Origin of the sequence: Hahella sp. CCB-MM4 (assembly GCF_002260525.1) — a bacterium.
Lineage (GTDB): Bacteria > Pseudomonadota > Gammaproteobacteria > Pseudomonadales > Oleiphilaceae > Hahella.
The window spans coordinates 72,606-97,646 of sequence record NZ_MRYI01000009.1; the positions used below are offsets into that span (position 1 = coordinate 72,606).

The 25,041-nt window shown below is 50.3% G+C and carries 24 protein-coding genes and 1 tRNA gene; 21 read left to right on the plus strand and 4 right to left on the minus strand.

The features are described 5' to 3' along the window. Positions 1-191: 191 nt before the first annotated feature. The 9 genes from BTA51_RS16170 to BTA51_RS16210 all read left to right on the plus strand — a co-directional run bounded on the left by BTA51_RS16170 (position 192) and on the right by BTA51_RS16210 (position 8,635). Complete coding sequence (locus BTA51_RS16170; RefSeq protein ID WP_094709054.1) at positions 192-1,271, plus strand: TRAP transporter substrate-binding protein; 1,080 nt, start codon at positions 192-194, stop codon at positions 1,269-1,271. A gap of 96 nt (positions 1,272-1,367) precedes the next feature. Then, complete coding sequence (locus BTA51_RS16175; RefSeq protein ID WP_094709056.1) at positions 1,368-1,910, plus strand: TRAP transporter small permease subunit; 543 nt, start codon at positions 1,368-1,370, stop codon at positions 1,908-1,910. Then, positions 1,907-3,187, plus strand: a complete 1,281-nt coding sequence (locus BTA51_RS16180; protein WP_094709058.1) for a TRAP transporter large permease subunit — start codon at positions 1,907-1,909, stop codon at positions 3,185-3,187. The genes BTA51_RS16175 and BTA51_RS16180 overlap by 4 nt, the downstream gene beginning before the upstream one ends. Positions 3,188-3,537: 350 nt before the next feature. Then, the gene (locus tag BTA51_RS16185) at positions 3,538-4,887 is read left to right on the plus strand and encodes a cache domain-containing protein (RefSeq protein WP_094709060.1); all 1,350 of its coding nucleotides are present in this window, start codon (positions 3,538-3,540) and stop codon (positions 4,885-4,887) included. A gap of 131 nt (positions 4,888-5,018) precedes the next feature. Next, positions 5,019-5,660 (plus strand): response regulator transcription factor, encoded by a 642-nt coding sequence (locus tag BTA51_RS16190; RefSeq protein WP_094709062.1) that lies wholly within the window; start codon positions 5,019-5,021, stop codon positions 5,658-5,660. Between the two features lie 126 nt (positions 5,661-5,786). Continuing rightward, positions 5,787-6,698: an alpha/beta fold hydrolase gene (locus BTA51_RS16195; protein ID WP_094709064.1), complete on the plus strand. Its 912-nt coding sequence runs from the start codon at positions 5,787-5,789 to the stop codon at positions 6,696-6,698. Positions 6,699-6,785: 87 nt separating this feature from the next. Further along, on the plus strand, positions 6,786-7,172 hold the full coding sequence (locus BTA51_RS16200; protein ID WP_094709067.1) for a YbaN family protein: 387 nt from the start codon (positions 6,786-6,788) through the stop codon (positions 7,170-7,172). Positions 7,173-7,267: 95 nt separating this feature from the next. Beyond that, positions 7,268-7,732, plus strand: coding sequence for an NfeD family protein (locus BTA51_RS16205; protein ID WP_094709069.1), 465 nt, complete (start codon positions 7,268-7,270; stop codon positions 7,730-7,732). Between the two features lie 51 nt (positions 7,733-7,783). Next, complete coding sequence (locus BTA51_RS16210; protein ID WP_094709071.1) at positions 7,784-8,635, plus strand: SPFH domain-containing protein; 852 nt, start codon at positions 7,784-7,786, stop codon at positions 8,633-8,635. A 313-nt stretch (positions 8,636-8,948) separates the two neighbouring features. Here the strand turns inward: BTA51_RS16210 and BTA51_RS16215 are convergent, their stop codons facing one another. Then, the gene (locus BTA51_RS16215; protein ID WP_141215618.1) at positions 8,949-9,194 is read right to left on the minus strand and encodes a hypothetical protein; all 246 of its coding nucleotides are present in this window, start codon (positions 9,192-9,194) and stop codon (positions 8,949-8,951) included. 740 nt (positions 9,195-9,934) lie between these two features. Between BTA51_RS16215 and BTA51_RS16220 the strand changes: the two genes are divergently transcribed. The 6 genes from BTA51_RS16220 (at position 9,935) to BTA51_RS16245 (ending at position 17,336) form a co-directional block, all read left to right on the plus strand. After that, positions 9,935-11,005 (plus strand): extracellular solute-binding protein, encoded by a 1,071-nt coding sequence (locus BTA51_RS16220; protein WP_094709075.1) that lies wholly within the window; start codon positions 9,935-9,937, stop codon positions 11,003-11,005. 28 nt (positions 11,006-11,033) lie between these two features. Further along, complete coding sequence (locus BTA51_RS16225) at positions 11,034-12,161, plus strand: ABC transporter ATP-binding protein (RefSeq protein WP_094709077.1); 1,128 nt, start codon at positions 11,034-11,036, stop codon at positions 12,159-12,161. Positions 12,162-12,188: 27 nt separating this feature from the next. Next, positions 12,189-13,055 carry an ABC transporter permease gene (locus tag BTA51_RS16230; RefSeq protein ID WP_094709079.1) on the plus strand — a complete coding sequence of 289 codons (867 nt, stop codon included), beginning with the start codon at positions 12,189-12,191 and terminating at the stop codon, positions 13,053-13,055. Beyond that, positions 13,052-13,909 (plus strand): ABC transporter permease, encoded by an 858-nt coding sequence (locus BTA51_RS16235; protein WP_094709081.1) that lies wholly within the window; start codon positions 13,052-13,054, stop codon positions 13,907-13,909. The genes BTA51_RS16230 and BTA51_RS16235 overlap by 4 nt, the downstream gene beginning before the upstream one ends. A 196-nt stretch (positions 13,910-14,105) precedes the next feature. Continuing rightward, positions 14,106-14,759, plus strand: a complete 654-nt coding sequence (locus BTA51_RS16240) for a hypothetical protein (protein WP_246841065.1) — start codon at positions 14,106-14,108, stop codon at positions 14,757-14,759. A gap of 81 nt (positions 14,760-14,840) precedes the next feature. Beyond that, a complete protein-coding gene (locus tag BTA51_RS16245; protein ID WP_094709085.1) occupies positions 14,841-17,336 on the plus strand; it encodes a reprolysin-like metallopeptidase in 2,496 nt (831 codons plus the stop codon). 22 nt (positions 17,337-17,358) lie between these two features. Here the strand turns inward: BTA51_RS16245 and BTA51_RS16250 are convergent, their stop codons facing one another. Continuing rightward, positions 17,359-18,249 carry an ABC transporter substrate-binding protein gene (locus BTA51_RS16250; RefSeq protein WP_094709087.1) on the minus strand — a complete coding sequence of 297 codons (891 nt, stop codon included), beginning with the start codon at positions 18,247-18,249 and terminating at the stop codon, positions 17,359-17,361. 227 nt (positions 18,250-18,476) lie between these two features. On the opposite strand from BTA51_RS16250, the gene BTA51_RS16255 reads away from it, so the two are divergent. Beyond that, on the plus strand, positions 18,477-18,710 hold the full coding sequence (locus BTA51_RS16255) for a TIGR02647 family protein (RefSeq protein ID WP_094709089.1): 234 nt from the start codon (positions 18,477-18,479) through the stop codon (positions 18,708-18,710). 43 nt (positions 18,711-18,753) lie between these two features. On the opposite strand, the gene BTA51_RS16260 is transcribed toward BTA51_RS16255, so the two are convergent. After that, entirely contained in the window at positions 18,754-19,164 is a 411-nt protein-coding gene (locus tag BTA51_RS16260; RefSeq protein WP_094709091.1) for a hypothetical protein, read from the minus strand. Between the two features lie 679 nt (positions 19,165-19,843). Next, a tRNA-Leu gene (locus tag BTA51_RS16270) sits at positions 19,844-19,930 on the minus strand. A gap of 272 nt (positions 19,931-20,202) precedes the next feature. Between BTA51_RS16270 and rnr the strand changes: the two genes are divergently transcribed. The 5 genes from rnr to rplI all read left to right on the plus strand — a co-directional run bounded on the left by rnr (position 20,203) and on the right by rplI (position 24,888). Then, a complete protein-coding gene (gene rnr / locus BTA51_RS16275) occupies positions 20,203-22,713 on the plus strand; it encodes a ribonuclease R (RefSeq protein ID WP_094709095.1) in 2,511 nt (836 codons plus the stop codon). 42 nt (positions 22,714-22,755) lie between these two features. Further along, entirely contained in the window at positions 22,756-23,514 is a 759-nt protein-coding gene (gene rlmB / locus BTA51_RS16280; RefSeq protein WP_094709097.1) for a 23S rRNA (guanosine(2251)-2'-O)-methyltransferase RlmB, read from the plus strand. Positions 23,515-23,704: 190 nt separating this feature from the next. Continuing rightward, entirely contained in the window at positions 23,705-24,139 is a 435-nt protein-coding gene (rpsF, locus tag BTA51_RS16285) for a 30S ribosomal protein S6 (protein WP_094709098.1), read from the plus strand. Between the two features lie 17 nt (positions 24,140-24,156). Continuing rightward, a complete protein-coding gene (gene rpsR, locus BTA51_RS16290) occupies positions 24,157-24,387 on the plus strand; it encodes a 30S ribosomal protein S18 (protein WP_094709099.1) in 231 nt (76 codons plus the stop codon). Positions 24,388-24,441: 54 nt separating this feature from the next. Continuing rightward, positions 24,442-24,888 (plus strand): 50S ribosomal protein L9, encoded by a 447-nt coding sequence (gene rplI, locus BTA51_RS16295; protein WP_094709101.1) that lies wholly within the window; start codon positions 24,442-24,444, stop codon positions 24,886-24,888. The last annotated feature ends 153 nt before the right edge of the window (positions 24,889-25,041 follow it).

The window sequence follows — 25,041 nt, forward strand, 5'->3', positions numbered from 1 at the left end:
AAGTATTAGCCGTTAGGCTCCTACGTAGTCTCGCTCCGAAATTGGTTAATTAAGCGGATAAAAAATCACCTCTCGGGCTGTCATTCTGTTGGTCATGCTCTTAACGGGCGATACGCCTGTAGCTTTAGCAGGCGATTGAGCATGGTTTGCAAGACCATCATTCCTAAAACAACCACAACAGGAATACAGCAATGAAAAAAGTCGTTAAAGCTGCTGCGATTGCTGCAGTAGTATCCTCTGCAATTCTCTCTTCCTTTTCTCACGCTGCCGAGAAAGTTTATAAGCTGAAGCTGGCTGAAACCTGGGGACCCAACTTTCCGATTTTTGGTGATGCTCCGCGCAATATGGCGGCAATGGCTGAAAAAATGTCCAATGGTCGTCTGAAAATTACCATCGACTCTGCCAACAAGCACAAAGCGCCGTTTGGAATATTTGATCTGGTTCGTTCGGGCCAGTATGACATGGGTCACTCCGCCTCTTATTACTGGAAAGGCAAAGTGGCCAACACTCTGTATTTCACCACTATGCCGTTCGGTATGATTGCTTCGGAGCAGTATGCATGGTTCTACTATGGTGGTGGTATGGACCTGATGCAGAAGGTCTATGAACCATTCAATCTGATGTCATTCCCTGGTGGCAACACGGGTAACCAGATGGGGGGGTGGTTCCGCAAGGAAATCAACTCGCTGGACGACCTTCAAGGTCTGAAAATGCGTATTCCAGGATTCGCCGGTGAAGTCTTCGCCAAACTCGGTGTGAAGCCCACCAACATTCCACCCGGTGAACTCTACACAGCTATCGAACGTGGCACCATTGACGCTCTGGAGTGGGTAGGACCTTCTCTTGATCTGCGGATGGGCTTCCCGCAAGTGGCGGATTACTACTATACCGGTTGGCATGAGCCTGCCACAGAACTTCAGTTCCTGGTTAACAAGAAAACCTTTGATAAGCTGCCCGCAGACCTTCAGGAAATCCTGACAGTGGCGATGAAAGCCTCAGCTTATGACATGTACACCCAGTCTACCCACGAAAGCGCCAAAAACTGGGATACCATCAAGAAAGATTACCCCAACGTGAAAGTCCGCACTTTCCCCAAGGAAGTGATCGAGGCAATGCGTAAAGCCAACGATGAGCTGGTTGCGGAAAAATCTGCTGAAGATCCGCTGGCCAAAGAAATCATCGAATCACAATTGTCCTATCTCAAGAAAGCCCGTAAGTGGACTGAAATCTCCGACGAGGCTTATCTCAACAGCATCTCTGTGGTTGAGTAACCCACACCAAGCGTGATCTCCATACAGCGCCGCCAGTGGGCGGCGCTTTTCTCAGGTCGAGTGATGTTAACTGGTGTAAGACGGGAGTAACCACACATGCGTGGGTTGGTTAAAACTGATGAATTTCTTGGGGGCCTTTCCAACATTTGTGGCCACATTGCAACGGTTGCCATGCTGCTGATGCTGGCAAACGTGGCATTCGATGTAATGATGAGATATGCCTTCAATGATGTTTCCATCGGAATGCAGGAGCTGGAATGGCACCTCTATTCCGTAACGTTTCTTCTGGGTGTTCCCTTTGCCATGCGGCGGGACGGTCATGTACGCGTTGATATTATCTATGAAACCCGCAGTGATCGGACCAAGGCTCTGATCAATCTGGCAGGTGTTGTTTTGTTTGTGATTCCATTTTGCGTGCTGATTGCCTATTACGGATACGGCTTTGCAATGGAAGCCTATGAGCTTGGAGAGGGAAGTGGGGATCCCGGTGGCTTACCCTACCGCTGGATCATCAAGTCTGTTATTCCCCTGGCCGCTGCGCTGACCTGTATCAGTGGGCTGGCTATGTTTACCCAGGCTTTGCGGGTGTTGCTGCTGGGCGAGACATACTCCACTGAACACAAGGAGAGCCTGGCATGATTGGTATCATAATGTTCGTTGTTGCCCTGCTGATGTTGATGTGGGGCTTTCCGGTGGCCTTTACCTTTGGCGGTGTGGCACTGGTTTTCGGGTTGATTGCCGAGGGCATGGATCTGTTTGCTTTCATGCCGTTCCGGATTATGAGCATCATGGAAAATACCGTGATGATGGCCATCCCTCTGTTTATTTTTATGGGGGTGGTATTGCAGAAAACCCGACTGGCCCAGCAACTGCTGGAGTCGATGGGAAGACTGTTTGGCGGCTTGCCCGGAGGGTTGGCAATCTCCACGATCCTGGTAGGCGCGCTATTGGCTGCTTCCACCGGAGTCGTGGGTGCCAGTGTGGTCGCCATGGGGCTGATTTCTCTGCCGGTAATGATGAAATACGGCTATGACAAGAAACTGAGCTGTGGAACTATTTGTGCCTCCGGAACCCTGGGTCAGATCATTCCCCCCTCGATTATTCTGATTATTCTCGGAGATGTTATCGGATTACCGGTAGGAGATCTGTTCAGAGCCGCGGTTGTCCCCGGTGTTATTCTGATCGGTCTCTACATCGCATTCATTCTGATTCTCACTCTATGGAAGCCCAAGCTGGCGCCCCCTATGCCTGCGGGAGACCATGACCGTGCTAAGGAAATCCGCGATGCACTGATGGCGGTGATTCCTCCTTTGGCATTGATTCTAGTGGTACTGGGTTCCATTTTTACCGGTATCGCCACACCCACGGAATCATCTGCTCTGGGTGGTGTGGGCGCGATTGCATTGGCAGTAATCTATCGTCAGTTTTCCTGGAAAATGATCTGGGATAGCGCGCAGGAAACCGTGGTGGTGACGGCGATGGTCTTTGCCATTCTGTTGGGAGCGACCGCGTTCTCCATGACGTTCAGCTATTCCGGCGGCGATGCCCTGGTGGAAGAATGGATGCTGTCACTTCCCGGTGAAAAATGGGGCTTCCTCATACTTTCCATGCTCTTCATTCTGGTGCTGGGCTTCTTTATCGATTTCGTGGAAATCTCTTTCATTATTGTGCCGATCCTGGCTCCGGTGGCAGAGACCCTGGGTATTGATATGCTGTGGTTTGCCATCCTGATTGCCATGAACCTGCAAACCAGTTTCCTGACACCGCCCTTCGGATTCAGTCTGTTTTACCTGAAAGGGGTAGCGCCGCCCGGTGTCCGTACCATTGATATTTACCGTGGAGTCGTGCCATTCATTATCCTCCAGGTATTGGTGGTGATCACCCTGATGGTGTTCCCCGGCGTGTTCGGAATGTAGCTGGAAGACAGACAGATCTTTAGGAGTAAAGACAGGTCTCCAGAAGTAGATGAAATGGCCGCCTGTAGTTTTTTCTGTCAGGCGGCCTGTTAAACGTTAACGACCGTAAGGCCTTAGTTGGCTTTGCATAGTCATGGATGAGTGTTGGTCAGGACGACTGTTAGCGGGCGCGGGGAGCCATTAGCCGGAATGTTGGTTTCGTCTCAAGAGTCCCCTCTCCGCGTCCGCTCTTTTTAATCTATCGGGCCGGCATTCCGCCTTGTTCCGTATAGGCCTGTGACTGGCGCTTATGACATACTGCTGCCGATAGCGATTTAACGGTAATCGATAGCGAGTTAATGGTAATTGTCATGTCGTTAAGAACCAAACTGATACTGCTTGCCCTGCTGCCTTTGCTGGTCGTCACTGCCATTTTTTCTGTGGTGACCCTGCATCAGGGGAATATGCTCACCAAGCGTGAGTTACACACCTTCGAGCAGAATCTACGCCGATCCAAGGAAACCGCATTGAAGGACTATGTGTCCATCATGCGAATTGCGATCAATTTCATTCGCGAAAACTCTGCCAATGAGGATGAAGCCCGCGCCAAAGTGGTGGCTCTCATGCAGGAAGAGTTGTTCAGTGATGACGGTTATTTCTATGCCTACACCAAAGACGGCCTGAATCTGGTACATGCGGCCCAGCCGGAATTGGTGGGGCGGAATCTGATGGATTTTCAGGACAGTAACGGAGACTACCTGATCCGTCAGTTGCTCAGGATTGCAAACAAGGGGGGCGGGTATTATCAGTATCTGTGGCAGCAGCCCTCCACCGGCAATGAAGTGGATAAGGTGGGTTATGTCGAACAGATAGAAGACTGGCAGTGGATGTTCGGCACCGGCTTGTATATTGATGATATTGCCACTGAAATGCGCCTGATAGAGGCGGGCGTGGACGCTAACGTGAAGCAGACGCTGTTGGCTATTCTGGTGGCTCTGGTGGTGTCTATCGGTATCGTGGTCAGTGCTGCCATTCTGTTTAACGTCCATGAACATCGCCTGGCGGATCAGAACCTGAAGGAGCTCAGTCATAAGACCGTGCAGCACCAGGAAGAGGAACGGCGACGGGTTTCCCGGGAACTTCACGACGGCATCAACCAGTTACTGGTGTCAGTGAAATACCGGTTGGAGGCTGCCATGGCAAATATTCCAGATTCGGGTGGGGTTGCCCGGGATTCGCTGGTGAAGGGTGAAGAAGTTCTGAACCGGGCCATACAGGAGGTCAGGCGCATATCCCATGATTTGCGTCCAAGCGTACTGGATGACCTGGGACTGCTGGCTGCATTGAACCAACTGTTGGACGACTTTCGCGAGCGTACCGGCATATCCATGGATGTGGATATTCAGCCACAACAGAGTGAGATTTCTGAAGAAGTCGCCACAACCTTGTACCGGATTGTCCAGGAAGCACTTTCCAACATCGAGAAACATGCCCAGGCCACCAGACTGACGTTAAGCCTGGAAGAGGATGCAGAAGGGCTGTTTCTGTGTATCTCGGATAACGGGGTAGGGATTGTCAAAAAAGACGATTTTGCCCGGCGCGGCATCGGATTACGTAATATGCGGGAGCGGGTGGAGTTCCTGGGAGGTGAGTTTGAACTTTCTTCCAGGGCCGGTAACGGCACCCGGATTATGGCATCGTTCAAGCAGTATCAGGCATAGTCATGCTCTGGCTTTCACAGACTATCCCGTGGCCACATGGCTATTGTGGACATATAGATAAACAGTGACGTTGGCAAAGCTGGCGTTGATAAAATAAGAAACATGCAAAGGCGTAAGTGAGTGGCAGTGATATGAGCACATCAGAATCTATTGTTAAAGTCATGCTGGTCGATGACCACATTCTGGTACTGGAAGGAATCCGGGCGCGGCTGGAACAGGAAAAGGGCATACAGGTGGTTGGCCAGGCAACCGACGGCATTGAAGCACTTGAACTGGTGCAGAAACTGCAACCGGATGTGGTGATGATGGACGTCAGCATGCCCAATATGAACGGGATAGAAACCACCAAGGTGTTTCAGGAACGGTATCCGGATTTGAAGGTGTTGATTCTCAGCATGCATGATAACCGTGAATACATATCCCAATTGATGTTTCACGGAGCCAAGGGCTATATCCTGAAAGATGTTTCGGTCGAGGAAATGGTGCGGGCAATCCGTACCGTCGCTGATGGCGCAACCTACATTTGCCGGGCGGCGACAGAAACGCTGTTTCGGCATGGGGAAACCTCAGATCCAGTGGCCAGTAAACTCACTCGGCGGGAAGAAGCCATTCTGGCCCGGGTGGCAAAAGGGCTCAGCAGCAAGGCCATTTCCAACGAATTGAATATCAGCGTGCGAACGGTGGAAACACACCGGCAGAATATTAAAACCAAGCTGAATCTGAGTACCACGGCAGAACTGACGAAGTATGCCTACGATCAGAAACTGATATAGCCCTAGAAAACATGCACTAATAAACAAATAGCTCTGAGTTCATTACCTCCAAGGTAATCGCTATCGCTACCGGGCTCGCGTAAAAAAGACAGGTAATCAAATCCTGAATGACAAGAGAGCGAGCCCATGTCAGCCGACCATAGCAAACAAGCAGAGATCCTGAGCCAATATACTAACGTCGACCAGCTGCGAATACACTACCTGGAAGCGGTGCCGGTCGAGGATGACGAACTGCCACCCATATTACTGATTCATGGTTTTCCGACGTCTTCTTATCTATGGCGCAATATTATGCCCGCCCTTGCTGCACGTCGCAGAGTGATCGCCATTGATCTACCCGGCTATGGTGCTTCAGATAAACCTCTGAATGTTTCCTACAGTTTTCGTTTCTATCAGCGAGTGATTGATGGATTTCTGGACAACCTCGGTATTACCGACATCAATTTGGTGGTTCACGATATTGGCGGCCCTATCGGGGTTTATTGGGCAGTACACCAGGCGGAAAGAGTCAGAAGCCTGGTGCTCCTGAACACCCTGGTGTTTTCAGACTTCTCCTGGGCGGTCATGGCCTTCTTGTTCTGTTGCAAGCTTCCGGGAGTGCGCCATCTGCTTTCCAGCCCATGGGGACTGAAGTACAGCATGTATATTGGAATGCTGAATCATGACCGTATTACGAATGAGATGATTCAGAATATTCAGCAGCCCTTTGTAGACAAGCTTGCCCGAAAAGCGCTTCTGCAGGCGGGTGCCGGGCTGGTCCCTGAAGGGTTCAAGGATATGGAAAATAAGCTGTCCCGGCTGACGATGCCGGTTCGGATCATCAATGGAACGAAAGACCGTATACTGCCGGATATGCCTTCAACGGCAAAACGGATAAAAGATATTCTGCCGCAAACGACTGTAACATCGCTGCCACACTGCGGACACTTTCTCCAGGAGGACGACCCGGTTCAGGTGGCTGCACTATTGGCTGATTTCTTTTCGGTCAGATCCTCTGTCCTGAACGCTGAAATGGACGAAAAAGCGGTGGTTATGTAACTTTCATTTTTTTATTTCGCTGCCATACTAATGCCTATAGGGAGATAATCTGTCTGCATTGAAACACTGGAAAGAAAGAAGCGAATAATGAGCAGAACCGGATATTTTGTTCTTGCATGGTGTTGTGTCGGGTTGGGAATTATTGGTGCCTTTTTGCCGGTAATGCCGACGACCATATTTATCATTATTGCCGCCTGGGCCTTTGCCAAATCTTCCCCGGAGCGTGAGCAGTGGCTGCTCAACCATGCCAGGTTCGGCCCTGCTCTGCGCAATTGGCGGGATCATCGGGTGATTCCACTAAGGGCCAAGTGCATGGCCTACAGCATGATTACATTGAGCGGCATTTTCGCCATGTTCATGTTGAACGCCAAACCCTATCTGCTGGCCATTACTCTTATCTGTCTGACCCTGGTGGTGATCTATATCCACCGGCAACCCTCTGTTCCGGGCGAGCGAAGCAAATCATCGTCCTGACTTTTCGATATTTTCCCATTGGATAGCGCTCCCTGAAGCCGTTAAGGCTATACTCCTCTCCTGTACTGGTCTGTCTCGAAGGAAAAGCAAATTTTATGGTGGAATGGTTAAACGCAAACATTGCCTACTGGCATTGGATTGTATTGGGCATATTACTGGCCGGCCTGGAAATATTTGTTCCCAGCTTTGTCATACTCTGGTTTGGTGTTGCAGGCATCGCGGTAGGTCTGTTGATGGTGCTGTTTCCAATAGGAGTCACTGCCCAATTGTTTATTTGGGGCGGCCTGTCAGTTCTGCTTTTGGTGCTGTGGCATAAACTGGTGTCACCACGTATGGAAAACCGCACTCTGGCGGGGCTCTCCCGGGAGGCGATCATTGGGCAGGTGGGGACAGTGCTGGAATATTCCTCTGCCAGATCCCGTGGCAATCTTCGTTTTCCTGCTCCCATATTGGGGAATGATGAGTGGGAATTTATCTTTGACGGCGAGCTCAGATCAGGGGACAGGGTCATGGTGACCGAAGTGTCCGGTAATGCCTTGATTGTGGTTCCCAAAAATTAAGCTCTATAAATCATCCGGCAGCTAAAAACATAGATAAATGAGGTTATTGAAATGGAAGCGTTGATTATCGTTATCGCCCTGGTCGTGGTGGTCATTGTGACCCTGATGATGGGCGTGCGAATCGTACCCCAGGGATACAAGTATATTGTCCAGCGTCTCGGTCGTTACCATAAAACACTGACTCCCGGGCTGAACGTTATTATTCCTTATGTGGATACCGTCCCCTACAAAGTCACCACCAAAGATATTGTGTTGGATATTCCCTCTCAGGAAGTGATCACAGAGGATAATGCGGTGATTGTGGCCAATGCCGTGGCCTATATCAATATCGTGACGCCGGAGAAAGCCGTGTACGGGGTGGAGGATTATATTCTCGCCATTCGCAACCTGATCCAGACGGCACTGCGTTCCATCATCGGTGAAATGACCCTGGACTCTGCGTTGTCTTCCCGGGACCAGATCAAGGCCAAACTGAAAATGGCGATTTCTGACGATATTTCGGATTGGGGGATCGTGCTCAAGACGGTGGAAATTCAGGATATTAATCCCTCCACCACCATGCAGGCCGCTATGGAGGAACAAGCTGCCGCAGAACGCCAACGCCGTGCTGCTGTTACTAAAGCCGAAGGTGAAAAACAGGCCACCATTCTGGAAGCTGAAGGGCGCCTGGAAGCCTCACGCAAAGATGCAGAGGCTCAGGTGGTATTGGCAAATGCCAGCCGTGAAGCCATTACCCTGGTCACGGAATCCATCAAAGGAGACTCTCTCCCGGTCACCTACCTGCTGGGTGAAAAGTATGTGAGTGCCCTGAAAGACATCTCCGTTTCAGACAATAGTAAGACAGTGGTTATGCCGGCGGATATCCTCAATACCGTGAAAGGGTTGATTGGAAGCAAAGTTTAATCGCTGGTCAGGATAAGGCAGGGGGCGAACATTTTACAGATATCCTGCCTGTGTAAATTGAAAGATCGCACCCTGATCGAGAGGAGAGTGGCGACGGAGATTTGGAAGATTGTGGCAACCCAGCCGGTGAAGGCTGCGGCTGCCCTGGATTCTATTATCGATCACTGATCCGTGTTGATAGCTAATCCTTGTCGATAGCTAGTCATTGTCGATCGCTAAGATCTGCCGGTGTCTCCTTGCGTCACTCTGCAATCTGCTGATTGGGGTGTTTTATCTATGACGGTACTTGAACCTGCCATCCTGCATGAATCTGTCATCGTGATCTGACCACCTCCACCTGATGCCAGGTCGTGTCCTGAATGTGCAACGGTTCAGCGGGGCCGAGGCTTGAATTGGCCTGGGCGCTGTCAGAAATATACTCAGCGATGATGGATCGGGTATTTTCCAATGTGGATTCAATACAGGTCCCCATCCCACAGACCAGCATGCCGGGTATACAAGCGATGTAGTCGCTATCGCGTCTTACCGAAACTGCCACTCTGAATACCAGTTTGTTCATATTATTGTCCTGCCTGATTGTTATTATGCGCTCATCATAGATACGCGTTATCAGCAAGACTGCGACCCCGGTCTCTGACATTGTGAACCTTTGTCAAATGGACAGATAAATGGATCGTTAAATGGGTGGATAAATGGATCGTTAAATAAATAAATAAATGGAACGAATTATCCGATCGAAATTTGTTCACCATCTGCCGTCTTCGTCGTTGACAGTGCTGTCACATTTTAGTCATATAGGGATGCTAGCGTCCGTCAGCAGTGCATGCGCTTGGCTACGATCTCTTTTGAATCTTGTGCCTCAAGCTGTTCTACCGGTGAGTTCTGTTGTTACTGGTTATCCAGTGTTAGAGCTACTGTAGAGGGCTACGGGTCTGGAAGGGTGACTGTTTTCAGCAATTGAACATTTTCCCTGAGTGGCTTTCGATTGATGTCAGGTATTTTCATTAACCACAGGTACTTTAATTAACAACAAGTACTTTGATTAACCACAGGTACTTTTAAATTAACAACAAGTGCTTTGATTAATAACTGGTACCTTGATTAACAACAGATGCTTTGGATCAACAATAGATTCTCTGGATCAAAAGCGTTAATTACCGGCTCAATGGAAAGGCAAGTAGTAGCACATTGTTGAGGGGCGATCAGTGATCCCCCCAAACGATGCCGCATGGATGACTGCAGGTGTATACCGCAGGTTTGACTGTCAATCAGGGTATGACTCCATATAGAGGAATCGTTATGAAAAGGCTGTTAAAGAAATCCACCTTAATACTCGCTTCGGCGCTGGCAATGTCTTCTCAACTGCATGCCGAGACGCTGCGTCTGCTGACATGGGGAGGGTATGCACCCCAGGAAGTGGTCGATCAGTTCGAAAAGGAAACCGGCATCAAGGTTGATGTCACCAAGTCCAACAATGAAGATATGATTTCCAAACTGCGGGCGACCCGTGGTGCGGGCTTTGACCTGGCGCAACCCAGTCAGGACCGGATCACCAGTGCCCAGGCAGACTTTGATATCTATAAGCCGATTGACCTCAGTAAGATCGATGCCAATAGATTTATCTCCTCCATGCTGGAAGCGACCAAAAAGAATACTGCCTTTAACGGCGAAGTGTATGGTGTTCCGCATGTGTGGGGAACCAGTGGTCTGGTGGTCAATCGCAAACAGGCCAAGGGCGTCATGGACTACACAGATCTATGCCAGTCTGCGCTGAGTGGGCAGGTTTCCTATCGATTGAAACGTCCCACTTTGATCGGGTTTGCTTATGCCTTGGGAGAAGATCCTTTCGCAGCATATAGCGACACGAAAAAATACGGCGAAATTCTGGCCAAAGTGGAAAAGAAGCTCATCGACTGCAAAAGCAATGTGAAAGCCTATTGGAGCGGTGGGGACGAGCTACTCAACTTGATGCGTTCAGGAGAGGTTAAAGCCGCAATGGCCTGGGATGCCGGTGGTTGGAAACTGAATTCTGAGAATCCTGATATCACCTTTGTAGCGCCTAAGTCCGGTGCATTGGGCTGGATTGATACCTTTGCCCTGCCACGCAAAACCAAGGCAGAAGAGGCGGCCTATAAATGGATCAACTTTGTCATGCAGCCGGAAGTCGCCGCCAAGATTACGGAAGCTGCAGGAAATTTCACTGCCTCCAAAGGCGGCGATAAGTTCGTCAATCCCAAGCTAAAAGCCCAGTTCAACGAGAGCTTTCCACCGGCTGACGTAGACAATATCAAATGGTATCCACCGGTTCCTCCCGGTCTTGAGGAAATGGAAGGTAAGGTACTGGACCGTGTGAAAGCTGCCCAGAGCTGATCGCATAAATCTGACAGCGGCAGGGAACATGCAGCTTCAAGCCAACAATACTGATGTAGACCTTGAATGTCGTGAGGTGACCAAGTCCTTTGGTCATTTCGCGGCCGTTCAGGAAGTCTCTTTCTCTATCCCCAGTGGCAGCTTCTTTTCCATTCTTGGTCCGTCCGGGTGTGGGAAAACGACGTTGCTGCGTATGGTGGCCGGATTTCAGAGTCCTGATCACGGAGATATCCTGATCAAAGGTAAATCCGTTCTGAATACACCGCCCAACCGACGACCGGTGAATATGGTGTTCCAGCACCTGGCTCTCTTCCCCAATATGACGGTTGCAGAAAATGTCGCATATGGGCTCAAGCGCCGGGGTGTCGCCAAAACAGACATCAAGAGCCGGGTGGAGGATATGCTGTCCCGCGTTGGGTTACCGGACTCGGGGGATAAGCAGATCAGCCAGCTTTCCGGTGGCCAGAAACAGCGTATTGCGATTGCCCGGTGTCTGGTCCTGAATCCTGATGTTCTGCTTTTGGATGAACCCCTGGGCGCTCTGGACCTGAAACTGCGGGAGCAAATGAAGGTTGAACTGAAGCATTTACAAGAAAAGTTCGGCGCCACGTTCATATATATCACCCATGATCAGTCAGAGGCATTGGTCATGTCTGATCAGGTTGCAGTGATGAATGCGGGTCGCTTTGAGCAGGTGGGAGCGCCCCAGGAGCTCTACTATGAACCCGCCTCGCGGTTTGTTGCAGGATTTGTCGGGGAGAGCAACCGTTGGTATGGCGTCATTCAGGAACGGGATGAAAAAGGTTTCAATGTCCAATGTGAGACCGGGCTGAAAATGCGGATTGACCGCCCTGGAAATGATCTTCAGGTTTCCCATCCCTGGGGAGTCGGTAAGAAACTGGAATTCTATCTGCGTCCGGAGTCCATTACGGTCACTCTGGGTGACACTGCGCCGGCCACAACCAACCGTTACAAAGGTAAAGTGGAGTCGGTTCTGTTCGACGGTGCCCGTAGCCAGATGCTGGTACGGCTTCCCGACGCGATTGAGCTGCTTAACGTCGCCCTGCCTCAGACGGCGGAGTTTCGTCGGGTCAAAAAGGGGGATGTGGTCAGCGTTGGGTGGATGTCCGGTCAGGTGCGGTGCTATGAGGTCTAAAGCCGGAAGGCCCGGCGGGAGCCGGCGATGAGTCAATGGAAGGACAGTGGCAAACTCGGTCTGATTCTGCTGGTGAGTCCGCTGGCCCTCTGGCTGGCGTTGTTCATTGTGCTTCCCCATATCGACATGGTGCTGATCTCCCTGCGTGAGCGAGTTGCTGCACGGCAATATGCTTTCAGTTGGGGGAATTACACCGAATTTTTTACCGAGCCTTTATATTGGCGGACCTTTCTGCGTACGGCGGTCATGTCCATTCTGGCTACCGGGCTGACACTCCTGATTGCGTTCCCGGTCTCCTTCTATATCGCTAAAATGTTGCGGGGCAGGCTTAAGGCGGCTCTGTTCATTCTCTGTCTGATCCCCTTTTGGGTCAGTGAGCTGGTGAGAACCTACGGATGGATGATCCTGTTGCGGGAGACCGGTCTGTTCAGTTCGCTGCTGCAATGGATGGGGCTGGTCGATCAACCGGTGGAAATGCTTTATAACGACGTTGCCATCATGGTGGGGCTTGTCTATACCTCCATGTTGTTCATGGTGGTGCCGTTGGTTACCACCCTGGAAAGCCTGGACGACAGCCTGATTGAGGCAGCATACGACCTCGGTGGGAACCATCTGGAAGTGATCAGAGACGTGGTGATTCCCCATGCCATGCCCGGCATTGTCAGTGGCTGTATCGTGGTATTCATGCTCACGTTGGGCAACTATCTGACTCCCACGCTATTGGGAGGCAAGGACAGCCTCTGGTTTACCGAGCAGATCTATACCCAGTTTATCACCCGTTTTAACTGGGAGCAGGGTTCAGCTTTCGGCATGCTATTACTGGTACTGTCGTCAGTCATTGTCTGGTGTGGGCTCAAGTTGAGCCGACAGTCCTTTACCCGGGTGATGACATGATTCCCTCCATTCCCAGCAGCCGGTTTTTCCGCCGTACCTATGCCGCTTATGTGGCTCTCTTTTTTGTTTATCTGATATTGCCTCTGGCGGTCGTGGCGACCTTCGCATTTAACGACTCCCTGTTTCCCTCACTTCCCTGGAACGGCGGTACCCTGGATTGGTTTGTCGGTCAAAAAGAGCCTGCACTGGGGATCTTCTATGACGGGGAATTGCTGGAGAGTATTCTGGTGTCCTTTTGGGTCGCGGTGGCAGTCACGATCCTGAGTATCAGTCTGGCTACCTGTAATGCTTTTCTGTTTGAGCGTCACGATTTCATCGGTAAAGGCTTTCTGTACATGATGATGCTGACGCCATTGGTGATCCCGGGAGTGATTCTGGGGGTCTCCATTCTTATTTTCAGTAGCAGTATCGCCAACGGACTGGAGGATAACTATGACCTGGAGCTGGAGCTTCTGCGTCCCGGTTTGCCGCTGGTGATTCTGGGGCAGTTTGCCTTTATTACCACCATCGCCACACTGGTCATCTCAGCGAGATTGAGACGTTTTGACAGGTCTCTGGAGGAGGCGGCCCTGAATCTGGGAGCCTCAAATTTTGCTGTTATCTGGACAGTGACTTTACCTTACCTGCGTCCCGCGCTGATCGGAGCCGGCATCGTCAGTTTTCTGATGTCCTTTGAGAATTTCAATACAACCCTCATGTTGGTGGGGTCAGATGCGCCTTTAACAATAGCGATGTTTGATCGGCTGAGGGAGGGGTCTACACCTGTATTGAATGCTGTGTCAGTACTGTTGATGGTGGGGTCTGCAACCCTGGCATTGATATCCCTATTTGTGCAAAAGCCCAAGTCAGATTGAATGCGTGGTCGACTCCAACGAATAATTCGATGGTCGGGCGAAAGTGCTGTTATGTTCAAGATGAAAACCTTAGCAATTTTGTATCCCCGATAACTGGATCGCAGTTAATCTAAAATAGGCCAAATGGACGGCGCGTCCCCGGATTTTCTTTATTACACTCACGGCGGTTTCCTGAGAAAGCCATATTGGGAGTGTTGTGCAGATAATTAAGGTCAATCAGTTACTTTTTCGTAGCCTGCTGATAAGCGGAGCGATGTTGATGTCGCCGGTGTTGTATGCCGATGACGGATTCTGGAATCCTGCGAAAAGCGATCGGCTGGAGCACACATTCCCCTATTTTTCTGTCGAACTCGATTTGCCGTCATTACGCGAATATCTCAAGCAGGCTCCTGCGGAGGGTGCTCCCCAAGGGTTGTCTTTGAAATTACCGATGCCGGATCAAAGCTTCGTTGTTTTGGAGGCCTATGATTCACCGGTCATGGCACCGGAGCTGGCGGCAAAATACCCCCTGATCAGAACCTACAAAGTCAAAGGTGTGGACATTCCTACCATGTCCGGTCGCATCGATCTTACCGATGCCGGCTTCAAGGCTTTCCTCACCACACAGGGAAAAAGTGTTCTGATCGAGCCGGAAGCGGTGTTTGGTGGTTCCAACAAGATGCAAAGCGAGGGAGCTGGCAAAGGGCGATACCGGGTCTTCTACAAACAGGATTTGCCGAACATACCCAAGCCTGTCGAACCTCCGGGGGAACTGAGGCCTGAGCCGTCCCAAGACAACGCAGATAATGCGGAAGAGGGACAACAGGGGTTCTTTTCCAGACTTTGGCGTTCAGTAAAACGCTGGTTTTAACACCTTGAAAAGTGGAGCCCGGATTCTTCGAGGCTCCCATATTTACCCACAAAATCACATTGGAAAATCTGGTTAACAGAGATGAATAAGGTTGTTCTTTTAGCTGCAGCACAATTGTCGCTGGCATTCGCCGGCATGGTTCAGGCACAGTCTCCCGACGGTATGTGGGTGGATGTCAGAGGAAAAAGTCTGGCGGAGTCGGCGTTTCATTACCGTGGCATCGCTACCGATATCGAAAGTCTGAAAACCTATCTGGAAGGTGCGCCATTAGAAGGGGCGGCTGAAGGTCTGTCGTTTTACTATCCCCGCCCGGATGGCGGTTATCTCCACTTGCAAGCTTTTTATTCTCCGATCATGGCTCCTGAGCTGGAAGCCAAGTATCCGGAGATTCGAACCTATAAGGTCGTCGGTGTTGATGATGAGGGAATCAGCGGACGTATTGATACCACTCCACGAGGCTTCCATGGCTACGTCAATACGCCTGAGACGGTGATGGTGCTGGAGCCGGAAGCCAGCTTCGGCAGCGCCGGAAATATTTCTCAGTATCGCGGGTTCTTCAAAGAGGATGCGCCGGAAGGCGAGCCATTGAAGTGTGATACAGAAGAGCATCATCAGGATCAGGACAGTGAATTCAGTTACCTCAGGTCGCTGGCGATGCCTGAACTGGCTGCCAGAATGACCACTGGTGATACCTATAAGGTCTACAAAATAGCCATGGGAGCTACGGGAGAGTTTTCGGCCTCGGTAAGCAGCGATAGCCGGAATCCTTCTGTGGCTGAAACCCAGGCGTATATCGTGACGGTCATCAACCGGGTGAACCAGATATATGAAAAAGAAGTGGCAGCCCGGTTTCAGTTGGTCGCAGATAACGACAAGCTGATCTACACCAATTCAGGTACAGATCCATATTCCAATGAAGATAGTCTGCTGGATGAACATCAGAGCAATGTTGATAAGGTCATCGGTAGCGATAAATACGATATCGGGCATCTGCTAAATCAATATGGCGGCGGACTGGCGTTCGTCGGAGTGGTTTGCTGGGATTCCTACAAGGCGATGGGACGCACCGGACTTTCCGATCCCGATGGGCGTTTTGAATACTTTGTGACAGACTTGCTGGCTCACGAGCTTGGTCACCAATTCGGGGCAGGGCATACGTTCAATGCGAATAGTGGAGGATGTAATGGAAATCGCTCCTCACGAAGCGCATGGGAGGTTGGTTCCGGATCGACCATCATGTCCTATTCCGGGCTTTGTGATCCCCAGAATATTCAGTACAACGCTGATGATTACTTTCATGGCGGCAGTCTGGAGCAGATTAATGATTATCTGACCAGTAGCACAGGAGCCAGCTGTGGTACGGCTGTCAATGCTGGAAATACGCCTCCTACCGTCGATGCCGGTGCCGACTATGCAATACCGGCCAATACTCCTTTCATGCTGACGGCCGTCGCCAATGATGTGGATGTCGGTGACATGGCGGGGCTTACCTATACCTGGGATCAGATGGATTTGGGAAGTGCGACCAGCACAACCGGACAAATGAGCACGGATGACGGATCCCGGCCATTATTTCGATCAGTGCAGGGAACCACCTCTCCGACACGTTATTTTCCAGAGCTGAGTGCCATCGTCTCCGGTGATCTGGGCTCTTCTCTCGGTGAGACTCTGCCGACAACTGATCGTGAATTGAACTTTCGGGTGACAGCGCGTTCAGGCGATTTCGGAGTTGCCCAGGATGATCTCATTCTTACGGTAGATAAGGATTCCGGTCCATTTGTCGTCACTGCACCTGGAGCCGGAGCCTATTCCGGTGGGCAGCAATTGGATGTGACCTGGAATGTGGCTAATACAGACCTGGCACCGGTAAGCTGTACTCAGGTTGACATTGAGTTGTCCAAAGATGGAGGAGACAGCTTCACCACGGTCATCACAAAAGGCGTCTCCAATGACGGTTTCGAAAGGGTGACGATGCCTAATACGGATACCGGGAAAGGGCGCGTCCGTGTCAAATGCAGTGACAACGTATTCTTCAATATTTCTCCAGAAGACTTCAGTCTGACTACCGTGAATACCTCAGGAAATTTATCGGTGACCGCTGTAGATGCTTCTCTGGCGGAAGGTAATAGTGGCAGGAAGGCGTTTACTTTCCGGGTATCCCGGCAGTTTGCCGTGGTGGATATGACGATCGACTACGATGTGGACGGCGTCGGTGCCAATCCGGCGAATGCCGCAGACTTTGGAGGTACGCTTCCCTCCGGAACGGTGCGTCTGTCGGCGGGTGAGTTCACTAAATCATTTACGATCGATGTCTCCGGCGATACCGGGTATGAAAATTCCGAATCATTTCGGGTGACGATCAGCAATCCGAGCTCCGGTATTGTTGCGCAGGCGTCAGTCGAGGGGTTGATTGAGAATGATGATGAAAAACCTACCGTGGACAGCGGTGATTCTGGTGATACTGGCAGCAACACGAGCCCAAGCTCGGATAATAGTTCCGATAGCTCCGGCGGTGGTGCTGCGTGGTGGCTGTTGCTGGGGATTGCGCTAGTGCGCCTGGGGGCTCGGCGTCGATAGATAACCGTCGACTCGGCGGACCCTAGTTTAACGGGTCCGCAAATGGGTCGAACCACAGTCGACTGTCACCCAGAGGGGTTTCCTTGGTTAGATTCGGATTGTCGATGCTGATCAGGTGGCGGTCGCTGAGCTTTCCTCTCAAAATGGACTTTCTGTTGTACTTGAAAAATAACTCGTCAAAAGTGCCGTCATTGATCATTCGCCAAAGTCCTGTCTCCAGGCGATTTGCGAGCGCTATGTCGTTTTTTGAAGTGAAGAAGTAGTAAGGCCAGGGGTAGTAAATCAGCAGATGATCATCAATGTGGAGGTTGGGGTTATCGGAGGCGTACAGCTCATATTCCTGGTAAATTTCGCTGATGCCACGGGGAAATAGATCAAAGCGGTTCGAGTTCACCATTTTAAACAGGTTGTCATAGGTGGATTGCTCCACAATTATCCCGGCAGCCCGGTATATTTCCACATCCCCCCAACCGATCCCCTGGCCAATTCTGAGTTCCTGCAGATCCTGCAAAGTTTTAACTCCATGGAGAAAGTTTTGTCTGTGTTTATAAATGAAGCAGATTCGGTAGCCCAGAATGCCTTTGCGCAGAGGAATTCTGATGGGGAGCAATTTTTTCTCTTTCTCCGGAGACGTGGAGCTCCACATTACGTCGATCCTTCGTCCTGCCTCAAGTTCCTGCAGAAGTCGTGACTCAGTCATTTTGGGGTAGGAAGGAAGCAGTTCAAAGGGGCCGAAATCGTCTTCGGTTTTTTGTAATGCCAATCCTAGGATTTCACGCAGATCCTCAAAGCGCTCGTTGCCATCCAGGCTGGGATACAGTATCCGCTTGGTGGTGCCCGATGAGTCCGCAAACGAGATGGCAGATGAAATAACACAAACCAGTAAGAGCAGCGTGAGTACCAAGCTTTTCATAGCACGCACCTGGTGACAAAGAATCACTATCAGTTTAGATCAGTTTGCTCACTGTGGTCATAAAACATACGCCTGAAGCCTAAAACAGTATTCATTCAATAAGATAACGTCTAAATTTCAGAAGAAATTTCGATGAGAGCCGGATTGCTGTTTATACTCTAGGTAACGGCGTCCATGATCGCGCGTAGATGTAGATGTTTAATCCAAGAATCAATAAGAGAACAGCCATGTCCTACACCCCCGAAATGATCGAAGAACTCGAACTCCTCAGCCTATTCAACCTAGCCTCCACCCAGGAAGGTATCAAAGTCCACAAAACCGCCAGCTCGTCAGCAGTCTCTGCCGCCCAAAGACTATTCGACAAAGGCCTGATCACCCAAGTGGACGGAGGTTACCTCACTAGCCTTGGTCACGATGCCGCAGAGCACGCACAGGCGTTGTTGCAGATATTGAAGTGTTAAATCTTCGTTGGCTGATTCCGGTAATCATACTGGATAAACCGGTCTAGTATTTCTCGGCGTACAAGGTTTTGGCGTAAGCCTGGATATCCCCGGTTATTTCCGTGGGTTGGTAATGAGTCGTTATGTCCCAGGCTAATATGCCAATATCTGATGAATTGACCATTATCACGGAGTCCGTGTCTAGCCAGCCGTAAGCAAATCTCTGGTACACGGAAGCTCTAGTGTTAATCTCTACAGAGTCGTCACCATTTTTTTGCTTTACGGTTATGACCAGGAGTCCATCGGAGTCTGCATATCCTGAAATGGAATAGTCTCCACTTGAACTTTTTAAGTCAGGAAATTCATCGGAAGGTGTGCAGCTAACCAAGAAGAAGGAAATTAGTAGCAGGCTTCTAATTGCATTTTTTCTTGTGGCATTAACTGAAGTGAGGATGTCTGCTTTAGGGTTCTGCACGCTTGCTTTTGATGTCTGTGGTTTTGAGTACTAATTTAGTTTGAGCGTCATTATAGTCAAGCTTCATAGAGGAGGTGTTGGGGATGATTGCTCTTAATACCTCAATTATGAAGAGGCCGGTGATCAGATAAGCTAAAAGGAGGCCTGGCCTAATGTTGATGGTGTTTGAAAATTGTAGCCAAAGACTGATCGCTAGAAACGTGATGCTGAGCAAATTAAGCAAGTTGCCAACATGGTTTTGGGCTGTGATATATCTCGCTCCACACGCAGAACATTCACTACGCCTGTAAATCATTCTATTTCTGCAATGGCTGCATTTCATGCTGGAGAATAGGGGCAGAAAAGAGAGTTCGAGTAGCACAATTGCGATTATGTATATGCCGTGATCGATATCGTTCATTGCTGCCTGTCTCTTTTATTCGAAAATCTAAAAAAGGAGCTGCTAGAGCCGGTAAATTCTGATTTGTTTTGGACTATATGCCAGAGGTGTTATTGAGTAAATTGGCTTAGTATACGAACAATCTGTTTTGTCGTGAAAAATCGGTAGTGGATAGGGTTGCAAAAACGCTGTAGCTATGGGAGGAGTGAGGTTTTCTGAAATTTGAAACGAAAAATTAGTTCCTAGAAGTATTGTTCCCCGGAACTAATCATCGATATAAGAAAAAGCCTGAAAATAAAATGGTGCCGAGGAGAGGACTTGAACCTCCACGGGGTTGCCCCCACTAGCACCTGAAGCTAGCGTGTCTACCAATTTCACCACCTCGGCACTTCAGGATGGCGCGCACTTTACTGGTCTGGATTTTGTTTGTCAACGCTTTTGTTTGGATATTTTTTATGTCTAGTGGTAATGTGCGTTTTATCAACACTTTATTGGGCTGTTTAGCGGTGTGTTGGGCGATAATGCTCCAATGATCTGTCTTGGTAAGAGAAACGTTTTTCACAAAAATGAAACAATGACAGGACAGTATGCCGAGCCCATAGTCAGAGGTGATTACCTCTGCAGGATAATAAAACTATAAAAGTTTCTAGAGAGGATTAATGGCGAAAAAAAGCCAATCATTTAAAGACCCCCATGCCCGGCGTGAAGCTGAGCGTTATGACAACCCCACTGCCAGTCGCGAAGCGATTCTTGCCGCACTAGAAGAACGCGGAACACCTGCGACCATCGAAGAGTTAGCCCACCATTTTAATATCGAGCAAGCTGAAGTCTTTGAAGGCCTGCGACGCAGGTTAATTGCTATGTGTCGTGATGGGCAGTTGGTATGCAACCGAAAGGGGGCGTATGGCATTGCCAAGCGTATGAACCTGATCCGTGGAAGGGTGCAGGGACATCGCGATGGTTATGGATTCCTGATCCCTGAAGAGGGTGGGGAAGATTTGTATTTATCGAGCCGTCAGATGCGTCGGGTATTTGATGGCGATATTGTTTTGGTCCGGGAAGACAATCGTTCTTTCAAGGGCAAGAAAGAAGCCGTCATTGTTGAGGTGGTTGAGCGTCGCACGGATGAAATCGTAGGGCGCTTTTATCAGGAAGGTGGTGTGGCCTTTGTTGTGCCGGATAACCCCAAACTGATTCAGGATGTGATGGTGCCTGAGCATGCGATCAATGGTGCACAGAACGGTCAATATGTGACAGTGAGGGTCGTGCGTCAGCCTGAGTCCCGTTCAGGCCCCATGGGGCACGTAACCGAGGTGCTTGGTGACCATATGGCGCCGGGCATGGAAATCGATGTGGCGCTGCGCACTTATGGGATTCCTTTCCGCTGGCCCGATGAGGTTGATCGTGAGGCGGAAAAATTTTCCACGGACATTCCTGAAAAAGATAAAGCGCATCGGGTAGATCTGCGGGATCTGCCATTGGTCACCATCGATGGTGAGGACGCCCGCGACTTTGATGACGCAGTGTATTGCGAACGTAAGCGTGGCGGTGGCTGGCGACTGTTTGTGGCTATTGCCGACGTATCCAACTACGTATTGCCCGGTACGGCGCTGGACAAGGAAGCATTTGAGCGCGGCAATTCGGTGTATTTCCCGAACCGGGTGGTGCCCATGCTGCCGGAGGTTTTATCGAATGGCCTGTGTTCACTAAACCCTCATGTAGAGCGTTTGTGTATGGTCTGTGAGATGACCATCAGCGCTGCCGGACGATTGAGCGGATATAAATTCTATGAAGCGGTGATGTTGTCGAAGGCGCGACTGACCTACAGTAAAGTCGGTGCCTTCATCGAAGGGGCGGATAGTCCTGAAGGTCTGGCCTTCCAGGAGCGCTATGGCGATCTGGTGCCTCATATCCGTGAGCTGCATAACCTCTATCTGGCCTTACGTCAGGCCAGGGATGAGCGGGGAGCCATTGATTTCGAAACTGTGGAAACCCGAATCCTGTTCGATGCGGAGCGTAAGATCGACAAGATCGTGCCGATCACCCGTAATGATGCGCATAAGTTGATCGAAGAGTGCATGCTCTGCGCTAACGTGGCAACAGCCAGGTTGTTTGAGAAGTACGAAATTCCTGCTCTTTATCGGGTCCATGAAGGTCCGACGTCAGAAAGACTGGAGAACCTGAGGGCATTTCTGGGTGAGTTGAGCCTGTCTTTGCCTGGAGGGATGAATCCTAAGCCCACCGACTATCAGCAGCTTTTGGAGCAGATCAAGGAGCGCCCGGATGCCGCGACACTACAGACGGTGATGTTGCGTTCACTGAGTCAGGCCAAATATCAGCCTGATAATCAGGGGCATTTTGGCTTGGGTTATCAGGCTTATACCCACTTTACCTCACCGATCCGACGCTATCCTGATCTGTTGGTACATCGTGCCATTCGTGATCTGGTTCGTAGTGAGCGGCCTTGTAAAAATGTCGAGCGTGTGGACGGGGCCAAACCGTTGTCAAAGAATGCCCGTCACGACTATGACATGGCTGCTCTGGTGATGCTGGGAGAGCACTGTTCCATGACAGAGCGGCGGGCAGATGATGCTACCCGTGACGTCATGAGTTGGCTCAAGTGTGAGTACCTGACGCAGCATGTCGGCGACAAGTTTGATGGTATTGTGTCGGCTGTTACGGCATTTGGACTCTTTGTAGAGTTGAAAGAACTCTATGTGGAAGGTTTGGTTCACGTTTCGTCGCTGAAGAGTGACTACTACCACTTTGATGCGAGTCGTCATCGTTTGGTTGGGGAGCGTTCGGGTACGACTTTCCGTCTTGGAGATGAAGTGAAGGTGCAGGTCGTACGGGTGGATCTGGATGACCGCAAGGTGGACCTGGAATTGATCGGAGATCCTAAGCGTCGTCCCCGTCCGGGCGATAAAGGGCGATTTAAGGGAAGCTCGAAGCGCCAGCAGATATTGGCCGAGTGGAATGCTGATTTTGAGAAACAGAAGAAAAGTACATCCGGTAAACCGGATTTTGCATCCTCTGGCAGCGGCAAAAATGCGAAAGGTGGAAAAGGAAAAAAGGCAGGTGCCGGAGCTAAGTCCGCAAAATCCGCCAAGCCAAAATCGGCAGGAGGGGCGCGTAAGAAACCCTCGGCAAAATCCCGAAAACGCCGCTAGAATATATACTTATACAACATCAAGAAAATAGTCGAGGCGAGTGTGTCGGAATTATCCCTGGTATTTGGAATCCATGCTGTCAAAGGCCTGCTGGTCAGGCATCCTGGAAAAATTGAAGAACTCTTGTATTTAGATCAGCGTCAAGATGGTCGCGTGCGGGAGTTGTTGGGGATGGCTCGGGACAAGGGCGTGCATTGCCGCTCTGTACCCAAAGAGGAGTTTGATCGCCTGTTAAAAGGCCAGGGTGACGCGGCCCATCAAGGGGTTCTGGTCAGGATCAAGGCTGACCGGATCAGCAATGAAGCTGATCTTGATGATATGCTTGAGTCGCTGTCGCCCCAGGATCTCTTTCTGATCCTGGACGGGGTGACCGATCCCCACAATCTCGGTGCGTGTCTTCGCTCTGCCAACGCTGCTGGAGTGAAGGCCGTCATTGTGCCTAAGGACAAATCCGCTCCGTTGAATCCGGCGGCCCGAAAAGTAGCCTGTGGTGCTGCTGATATCACGCCGCTGATCCGGGTAACCAACCTGGCGCGCACGATCAAACATATGCAGTCTTATGGGGTGTGGTTTGTGGGGACGGCCGGGGAGGCAGAGCACACATTGCATGAAACCAGTTTGACCGGCCCCCTGGCGATTGTGATGGGGGCAGAGGAAAAAGGGATGCGACGCCTGACCAGAGAGGGGTGTGATGCTTTGGTGAAAATCCCAATGTATGGTGAGGTCAGCAGCCTGAATGTCTCTGTGGCCACAGGCGTTTGCCTGTTTGAGGCGGTTCGCCAGCGCCATCGTCCCAAATGACATGTATAGCGGAATTCTGAATTAAGCCGTAACACAGTGCCCCATGTAACCTCTAGCATGAGGAATAGCTGCTAACAATTGCTTGCATGTTGGCCACCTTAGGCCTAAAATGCTGCGCTCTCAAAATTAACTTCAACTCCTTGCCTTATGCTGAACGCAACATGAGGCTGCTAATCCGAAGGGAGATACAATGCGTCACTATGAAATCGTGATCATGGTTCATCCTGATCAAAGCGAGCAGGTTCCTGCAATGATTGAGCGTTACACCTCCAGCGTCAATGCCGGTGGTGGTAAGGTTCACCGTCTGGAAGACTGGGGACGTCGTCACCTGGCCTATCCAATCAACAAAATTCACAAAGCCCACTATGTGCTGTTGAACATCGAGTGTACTCAGGAAGTCATCGACGAGTTGTCTCACAACTTCCGTTTCAATGACGCGATCCTGCGTGACCTGGTTCTGCGTGAGAAAGGTCCGGTTACTGATGTGTCACCGATTAAAGCAGCAGAGTCTCGTGAACAGCGTGCTCCTCGCTCTGAAGACCGTCCATCCCGTCAGGAAAACGTCGAAGTCGACAATGATGATGTGGAAGACGACGATTCCGACAACGATGAAAACGAAGAGTAATTAAGAGGAGACATAGTATGGCTCGTTTCTTCCGCCGTAGAAAATTCTGCCGTTTCACTGCAGAAGGCGTAAAACAGATCGATTATAAAGATGTAGAACTGTTGAAAGGCTACATCACTGAAACCGGCAAGATCGTTCCTAGCCGTATCACTGGTACCAAGGCGCGTTATCAGCGTCAGCTGGCGACCGCTATCAAGCGTGCTCGTTACCTGTCTCTGCTGCCTTACACCGATCGTCACGATAACTAAGAGATTAAGTGGTGTGGATTTGATTCCGCACTACGCCGAATTGAGGTAATCAAGATGGAAGTTATTCTTCTGGAAAAAGTGGCTAACCTCGGAAGCCTTGGTGACCAAGTAAAGGTTCGTTCCGGTTATGGCCGCAACTACCTGGTACCATACGGTAAAGCGGTACCAGCGACTAAAGCAAACGTTGAAATGTTCGAACAGCGTCGTGCGGAGTTGGAAAAGTCTCAGGCAGAAAAACTGTCTGCAGCTCAATCTCGTGCTGATGCCTTGAACGGCAAAGAAGTTACCATCGTTTCCAAAGCTGGTGATGAAGGTAAGCTGTTCGGTTCTGTTGGTACTCGTGACATTGCTGATGCAATCACTACCCTCGGTACTGAAGTTGCTAAAGCCGAAGTCAAACTGCCTGAAGGTGCTCTGCGTACCACTGGCGAGTTTGAAATCGACCTGCAGCTGCACAGCGACGTGTTTGCAACTGTTAAAGTGATTATCGTAGCTGAGTAAGTGCTGGCGATAGTCCCTCAAGTCTATATACTGACTTGAGACAGTCATGGAAAAAGGCAGTCTCGCCATGCGGACTGCCTTTTTTTATTTGTGTATTATTTGATTCCCATACCATTCATTATCGATGCTCGGTCTTCGATATATAGTGGTTCC